This window comes from Anaeromassilibacillus sp. An200 (assembly GCF_002160025.1).
Lineage (GTDB): Bacteria > Bacillota > Clostridia > Oscillospirales > Acutalibacteraceae > Caccousia > Caccousia stercoris.
Genome location: NZ_NFJU01000022.1, coordinates 57346 through 64987 on the forward strand (window position 1 = coordinate 57346; position 7642 = coordinate 64987).

General features: G+C 43.8%; 6 protein-coding genes and 1 pseudogene. 6 read left to right on the top strand and 1 reads right to left on the bottom strand.

Going from position 1 to position 7642, the window contains the following annotated elements:
- Positions 1 to 12: 12 nt before the first annotated feature.
- Genes B5F35_RS11840 through B5F35_RS11865 form a run of 6 tightly spaced genes read left to right on the top strand, consistent with a single transcriptional unit; the run spans position 13 to position 7410 of the window.
- Positions 13 to 1314, top strand: a complete 1302-nt coding sequence (locus tag B5F35_RS11840) for a hypothetical protein (protein WP_087241215.1) — start codon at positions 13 to 15, stop codon at positions 1312 to 1314.
- Between the two features lie 9 nt (positions 1315 to 1323).
- Positions 1324 to 2016, top strand: a complete 693-nt coding sequence (locus B5F35_RS11845; protein ID WP_087241217.1) for a hypothetical protein — start codon at positions 1324 to 1326, stop codon at positions 2014 to 2016.
- A 22-nt stretch (positions 2017 to 2038) separates the two neighbouring features.
- Positions 2039 to 4654, top strand: a complete 2616-nt coding sequence (locus B5F35_RS11850) for an acetate and sugar kinases/Hsc70/actin family protein (protein ID WP_140401211.1) — start codon at positions 2039 to 2041, stop codon at positions 4652 to 4654.
- Positions 4655 to 4674: 20 nt separating this feature from the next.
- Positions 4675 to 5460, top strand: a complete 786-nt coding sequence (locus tag B5F35_RS11855) for a hypothetical protein (protein WP_087241219.1) — start codon at positions 4675 to 4677, stop codon at positions 5458 to 5460.
- Between the two features lie 21 nt (positions 5461 to 5481).
- The gene (locus B5F35_RS11860; RefSeq protein WP_242969506.1) at positions 5482 to 6780 is read left to right on the top strand and encodes a PAAR-like protein; all 1299 of its coding nucleotides are present in this window, start codon (positions 5482 to 5484) and stop codon (positions 6778 to 6780) included.
- Positions 6781 to 6789: 9 nt separating this feature from the next.
- Positions 6790 to 7410: a hypothetical protein gene (locus tag B5F35_RS11865; protein ID WP_087241223.1), complete on the top strand. Its 621-nt coding sequence runs from the start codon at positions 6790 to 6792 to the stop codon at positions 7408 to 7410.
- A 107-nt stretch (positions 7411 to 7517) separates the two neighbouring features.
- Here the strand turns inward: B5F35_RS11865 and B5F35_RS19235 are convergent.
- Positions 7518 to 7642 (bottom strand): annotated as a pseudogene (locus B5F35_RS19235) (IS110 family RNA-guided transposase); the annotation flags it as partial.

Sequence of the window (7642 nt, forward strand, 5' to 3'; positions counted from 1 at the left end):
AGGAGAATGGGTATGTCAGATGGCGTGTTTAAGCCTGGACTGAATATGGAAGAGTATTTAGCTGGCAGGGCTTTAGAGATTCAGGATTTAAAGGATCGGAAACTTTTTAAGGATGTAGTAGAAAAGCTCTTCTTAGAACTGTACCGTTACACTCAGGCGGAGTATCAAGCGTTGGAAGATAGGATTTTTGGAGAAATGCAGTCTGTCCGCAGTGATTATGCCATTTCTATTGGACTGACAGACCGGGCCCATTATGACGCCACAGATACATTTCTCCAACCTATCCGTAAGGAAGATGTGGAGCCACATGAGTTTGCTACAGATGAACTGTTGTCCTGTCTTAAAGATGGGGCTGCGTATCCTCTCTACTCTGTCTTTTTGGAAGCAGATTACCAGACGGTTCAGAATTTTGCAAAGGAAGGACGAATCTATCATGGTGTGGTACAGACGGATCATGGGGAATTTAGGGCCCAATGTACTGTGCGTCCAGAACGGACTTACTTGGAGCAAGTCGAAATGTTGTACCACATATTCAGCACTAACTTTCTACCTTGGGCAACTGTTTGTACTGCCTACCTTCATAAATTTTTCCGTGTAGAGCTGCTAAGTATAGAAGATTTAGACCCCAAAGAAACAATCCAGGAAATTCGGGTGGAGTTTGAGGAATATCAAAACATGGTACGCTATGATCGTATTCCATTGTGGAATCTGGTTCAGATATCAGAGAAAAGCAGCACATACCCGGAACCATGTGTAGACAAAATCAACTTTGACCACCGTATTTTTGCACACCGATTGGACCCGGAGTGCCAATATCTGGTGGCAAACCCAGATGTGGAGTTGACCAACATTCGCCGTCTTCATGGTGACCTAATTCTTACTTGCCCCGAAGAGCATCCTCATCAGTGGCTGTTGTATCGAGTAAATCATCCTTGCAGCCAGACTAGGACTGGGTATCCTGTTTTGTCTAACCTAAGTCGGGAAAGTTTTTCCGGTAACCTGTCAGAACGTTATCGTCGGGGAGTCAAGACCAGAGCCGAGATCGCTCGTGTGTTGTCTGCGTACCACTATGAGGATTATGTATGCTTTCAGAATGTAACTCTGGCTCCCACTGGACGAATGCAGAGGCAGACCTATTGTATGGACGATTTTTTGTTGGATGAATTACGCACAGAGCATGGCGGAACGGATATGATACTTTTCTTTACTTCGCCAAAACCAGAGCACTTTTTAACCCTGGACATTATGAGTTTTTTGGTAACTCAAGTGCAAAGTCTGTTCCCTGAGTACAACTGCTTGGGCCAATTACTATAGGAGGCAGCCATGAATTTTATCTGGGATATTGTGCTCAATGCAAAGAGACATGGGACAGAAGAGGAAGAACTCTTTTTTTGCCCTGCCAAAGAAAGCTCTCCCTGGTATGAGCAGTCGTTTCCAATACTCAATGAAGATAGGGCAGAGGGACCAGAAATTGAGTACAACCCTCTCTACCGATTTGATGCGCTATTCCATGATCTAATGCGAGAGGACCTGGACGAATCACCAGAATTTCAAGCTCAGCTGTTTGACGCGGTTTCCCATTTGTTGGTACAAACTGATTTGCACCATGGCCTATCCAAGCGAGAGTACTATATCCACCGGCTGCTTCAAGAACTGGAGGAAGGTGGATATGGTCCAGCAGTAGCGCAGCACATACATTCCATAGCTCCTGAAAAACGTGAACGGCTGGCCGCCTTAGTTTTGGCTCAGTTGCAAACAGGCTCTAATTTGCTGCTGTTCCGTAGGGCTGTATTCGTTCTGTTTCCAAACGCTCTGCTTTACCAGGAGCGAACAGATCTTAAACGAATTCTGCTCTATGTGGGTACCCCTAAAACAGAAATGTTAGAACAAAGTGTTCAGTTGATTGAAACACTATTTTTACCAGTATGTTTTAGGCTGCGAACATTCTGGTCTCATCATTTTGGTGTAGTAGGTGTAGATGCGGTGATGAAACTGGATCAAATTGAAATTTATTAACCATGGAAAGGCGGCGGTGGATTTGAGCCAATACACATATACCCTGAACCGGGCTGCAGTGCCTAAAGAACACCTGAACTATTATAGCAGGGCAGAGTTGGAGTTGATGACTACCTACCAACTTCGAGAGATCTGCCGTCAGGAAAAGCTAATCAATGGTATCCACGCCTCCCTTGATCAAGATGAACTGATTCGTCAGATTATGCGGTTTCGTGGTCGTGAGGATCAGCTGTTTATAACCAAACCTGTTGAAGGTGGATGGACACGACTGGAAGAACTGCTCTCCTCCGCGCGTCTTAATCTGATTACTGGTTCCGTGCAAGGATGCGCAAAAATCACCGCCTATAACGGCCTATCCATTGAATATTTTGACCATTTTACCATCGGTAATCGTCCTGAACTAGCCGACACCAACGCTCTGCTCGTCAGTGGAGGCGAGTTGTGTGCAATCTTTAACTTGCGTACCTACAGAAGTGACCCAAACAGCCTCTTTATTACAAAATCGGCAGCGTTGGATTGCAAGGAGGGCAAAGTACGAGACTATACTCTTTATTGTATGGATCGGGCTCAGTCTGATGTGCTCTATCGGCTATACATGGAAGAAACTGCCGTAGTACCAGAGCATCTGTCTTTTCATGCTGTTCCTGTCCTCAATTTTGAAGTGCGGCCTCTATTGGAGAGCCGGATGCCCTTAGCAATTGATTTTGGTTCCTCCAACACTACAGCCGGTGTTTACTTAGACAACACCTATTTTGAAGAATTAAACGGTGATCCCATTACTCAAATTCTGAAACGAGATAAAATCAACTATGTTACCCATCTGGACGTAGAACACGATGATGCTGAGACGCTGATCCTGCCCAGCGTGGCTGCAGTGATCCATATCTATGGTGATCAAATTCGTTATGCTTTTGGTCATGAAGCCAATCGCTTGTTCCATATGAGTTATATTGATGAAGGATTTTGTGTGTTTTATGATTTGAAACGATGGGTTGGAGATGTAGATCGCGCGGAGGAACTGGTGGACAGACAGGGACACCGCAGTTTTGCTCCCAGAAAGGAAATTATTCGGGCATATTTGGAATATGTCATTAGTTGTGCCCGCCAGCGGTTCAAATGCAACTTCAAGGCATTACATATTTCTGCACCTGTAAAACAAAAGCCCATGTTTATCAAGCTCTTTCAGGAAGTTTTACCTGATTATCGTCTGGAGAGCGAAAATATGCTGGATGAAGGGGTGGCCGTGCTCTATAATACCATCTCTGAACTAATTGAGCAAAAGCGTTACAAGGATGGGCAACTTTATCGAGCACTTATCATTGATTGTGGTGGTGGAACCACTGATTTGTCTTCCTGCAGCTTTCAGATCACAAATCAGCGGGTAGCCTATAAAATTGACATCACCACCGCATATGAAAATGGAAATACCAACTTTGGCGGTAATAATTTAACCTATCGAGTCATGCAGCTGCTCAAGCTGGCATTGGCCTGGGAGCTGGGTAGCAATGGACTGCCAGACCCACAGGAGTTGATTAGCAGCTTTGATGTGGATGTATTCCGTCGAGTAGACCGGGACGGTGTGGCTGCGGTCTATGCTGACCTGGATAATGCGTATCACCAAGCAGAGGAAATTTTACCCACCAGATTTAGAGAATATGAACATAGCAGTCGAGCAGATTACTATGCTGTCAAAAATAATTTCTATTTTCTATTTGAAACGGCGGAACAGATTAAAAAAGCCTTTTACAGCAAAACGAATATCCTGCGCTTGGCAGTGTCCAGCCGGCCTATTCGAGAAACAGTTACAGAATGTTTGCTGGTGGACCGATGGAAACTCTCTGCCCGCCAGAATGAGCAACTACAAGTGCTTAAAGATATTCCGACTGTTTATCTCAATAACCATGAGTTGGATCTTCTGCTTCGTGCGGATATCTATGGGATCATTCGGCAGTTTATTGAGGGACCTTATGAGAGTGGGGAATTGGATGACTACTCCATTCTCCGTCTCACCGGGCAATCCTGTCGGATCGATATTTTCCGAGAGGCATTGAAAGAGTTTATTCCTGGCAGAATCATTGAATCCTCTCGTCGGGGAGGGGACCAAGAGCAGGAATTTGAGTTAAAACTGATCTGTCTCAATGGAGCAATTAAGTATCTGAAGGATCAGAAGTTTGGCTATGCCAATGTGACGATTAACCACGAACAGGCAGCGTTCCCCTATGTGGTAACAGCGTTTACCCATACCAATGAGGAAAAAATCCTAATTCATAGCCTGGATCGAAACAAGATCCGTGGTTTTATTTCCCGCAATATGACTGATTTAACCTTAAAACTCTATTTGAAGGATATAGAGGGCCAGCAACGGTATGTCTATAACTGTACCTGTGATCCCAGGCAGTTTGAAAATAGACAACCAGAGGATATTGTAGATCAGTATGATGGGCAGATCCAGCAGGATCATTTGGATGATATCGTGGATAAGGAAGTGAAATTTTTTGTCTTGGCTGATGAGAGTCGTTGGGGATTCACAGTAGTTCCCGTTCTAAGACGGAACGGCCAGCTTCAGTTGGGGCCAGAGCAGTTCTTCCGGTTTGAGACAGAAGGATGGGTAACCAACTTCTTTGATGGTACTAAATAAGATCAAAAGAGGGCGATGTGGTGAGTTCATATTATAAAAGGCCAAGGTTTTCTGCGGGAAAGTTGCTCAGAACCGAGCACATGGCAGCCCTGGAATGGCAAAGTTTTGAATTCCCGTCTCTATTCTTTCAAGGATGGGGAAATGGTATTCTTGCAGGCTGCAATTTATCTACTACCGCAGATACAGTGACCATGGGGCCAGGCGTTATATGCTTTGAGGGTGAGCTCTTTGGAATACAAGAGCCTGTAAGCATAGAATATTACCCTACTGATAAGATAAGGTATCTCAAACTGTATATCGGAAGTAATGAGGGAAATGATACCTGTGATGTTCGACGGTTTTCCCTATCACTCTCTGATCATGAACGGCTAGGATCAGGTGAATTGGAGTTGTGTCGTTTCCGGCTTCAGCCAGGAGCCTATTTACGGTGTGCCTATACAGATTTCCGAGATCGGGAAACTTTATATGATACATTGAATACCATTTATGAAAGTTGGTCTGCCCCTGGAGGAACGAGTCTATCCCCAGATATTACCCGAGCATATGCCAAAGAGGCGCTTGCCATTGAAAAAATCCCAGATTTGGATGCATCAATCTGCCTACAATGGTTAAATGGACAATTTGCAGTTTCAAGACAAATGATCCAGCACTATCTTGCACGTTTTTCATGTGTGAAATTAGAGCAGGAAATTGATAATAAAGCTTTGTTTCAGGGGCTGTTGGCTCGACTTGAGCAGTTGAAGGAAGAAAAAGGACAGATAGCACCTCAGAAAAAATCTGGCCGTAGAATGATACTGGTGGAATAGGAGGGGATCGGTGTGAGTGAAATGGGAGAGGGCCCAATTTACGTTACAAGAGGCATGAAAGCACAATGTAATTGTGGTACCGCACCTAAAGGACAGTACTTAAATATCGTTGTAGATCATGGTGTTGTAACAGGACCTGATCAGCAACCTGTATTAAATACTAATGACCATACAACAGATACAGTAATAGGCTTTGGAAATTGCACTTCTGACACCAATCCTAAATTGCAAATGCAAAAGGGGATTTTAAATGCTGTGTTAGGAGGCAGTCCCATAAATCAACTTGTAAAAGCAGTTTCTGGGAAAAATGCGGTGGATCTTATGTCTGATATCGGGCTTATCAGCTGCAAATGCGAGCCTGATACGCCGCAGGTATGGCAGATGGGAGATGAAGAGCATATTCTAGATGGCGCTCCAGTGCTAACAAAAGATAGTGTGTTGTACTGTCGTAATGGTGGCATTATTACCATTATGGAAGAGGAAGAAGATACAGAAAGTTCAGAGTCAGCAGAAGGCCAAACCGAAGAAAATCAAGAGGTGGATGTTGTTGATGCAGCAGCGCAAGATGCAGCTGCTGCGGCTATGGAAAAAATTAACGCAGCAATGCCAGCTGAAATGCAGCAGGATAGTACTTCAGAATCTAATCAAGCATCAAGTTCAGATGGTGGCAGTGGTATGACAAGCTATGGTGGGGGAGGCAATGGTTCAGTCGGAACTGTTGGAGCAAATACCGCTGCCTCCGCGACAGAAATGGCTGCAATGGTGGTGATGACTACTTACCCATCATCAATTTCCAGCCGTGTGATGCCATCCCTAGGTATGGAGGGTTTATCAGCAGACAATTGTACACCGGTCTATAGTTCTCTAGCACAACGAACAGCAGCGTTAACTCAAAATCAGGACATCAAAATGCCAGCCAGCGCATTGAATGAACAGGGCCTGATTACAGATCTTTCAAAACTGAATGAGTTTCAGATGTTCCAGCAGCCAGTTAGTGTAGCAGGAGGTAGTGCAGCAGCTGCTTATAATGCAATGAAGCAACTAACTCCACAATCATCCCCCTCTTTTTCTCAGGTTATTTTTGAAATGGAAGCTTATGGTGCAGTAAAAACTCCCAATGGAATGTTTGTCCCTGGTTTATCAGATTATCTTGCCAAACAAGGCTGTGGAGTAGAGTTTTTTCTTCCAGAAGAAGAACTTCCCACAGGGCAAGGTGCTGCCATCGGACTGTCGCTGAATCAAGGAATTATGTCTTACCAAGCATTAGTGCCATATCAGAAAGCAGATTGTCTTTCTCTTATGGTAACTCCAAAGAATTAGGGGGTCAAAATGGAATATTTTGATGAAGAAATTTTGAAAGCCCGTAAAAAAGCAGAAGATGCAGAAAAAGCCAGATATTCTGCTCAAACAGTGGCACAGGAAAAAAAGCAATCCATTTATGATAAATTTGTAGAAATTTTTAAGGTTCCTACAAAGTTTGAAGAGAAAGCTGTACTTCATAACAAAGCACGAATTTATATGCCAACTGATTTTGAAACCAGACCGGAAGAAGAAATTAAGTTGATGTTTCCATTTGGTAACCCACCACAAGAACTGTATGGAAACAGTTATGCCACGTTTATTCTTGCGTTTCACTGGACAGAGCATCAAATGACGCAAGAAAATATCCCTACATTTATGGCTTTTGCAAAGCAGATGATGGAGAGAATGGGACCAAAGGCCCATGTAATCAAATCAGATATAAAAAAGCGTGACACGGGCGATATAGGTGTCATGGAAGTCGTGGCAAATGCTTTACAAGGGGTCAGTTACTCTTATCACTTTTATACCATTATGGAGGGACACTTGATTATTGGTACAGTTATGTTTGATAAAAAATATAAGGACAGACTATTACCAATAGCAGATGAAATTGTGGAATCCTTTCATGCGGTTAAGATTAACTATTAAAAGTCAACCACAAAATGAATAGCTGTGGTGAAAGGGAGATGGTTCAAAAAGGGTATAGCAAAGCAGAGGTCTTGTCAGACCCCTGCTGGCTATTCAAGTAGTTGCGCTCAAGCCACCAAGCAATATGGCTGCCTGGATTTCTCCATAGCAAATATTAGACGAACCAACTTTTTTGTAGCATGAGAAAGCGCGACATTGTAGTGTTTGCCCTCCGCACGCTTCTTAGCAAGAT

Coding starts and splice junctions, on each gene's coding strand:
- B5F35_RS11840 (WP_087241215.1), top strand. CDS start 13: ATGTCAGATGGCGTGTTTAAGCCTGGACTGAATATGGAAGAGTATTTA.
- B5F35_RS11845 (WP_087241217.1), top strand. CDS start 1,324: ATGAATTTTATCTGGGATATTGTGCTCAATGCAAAGAGACATGGGACA.
- B5F35_RS11860 (WP_242969506.1), top strand. CDS start 5,482: ATGGGAGAGGGCCCAATTTACGTTACAAGAGGCATGAAAGCACAATGT.
- B5F35_RS11865 (WP_087241223.1), top strand. CDS start 6,790: ATGGAATATTTTGATGAAGAAATTTTGAAAGCCCGTAAAAAAGCAGAA.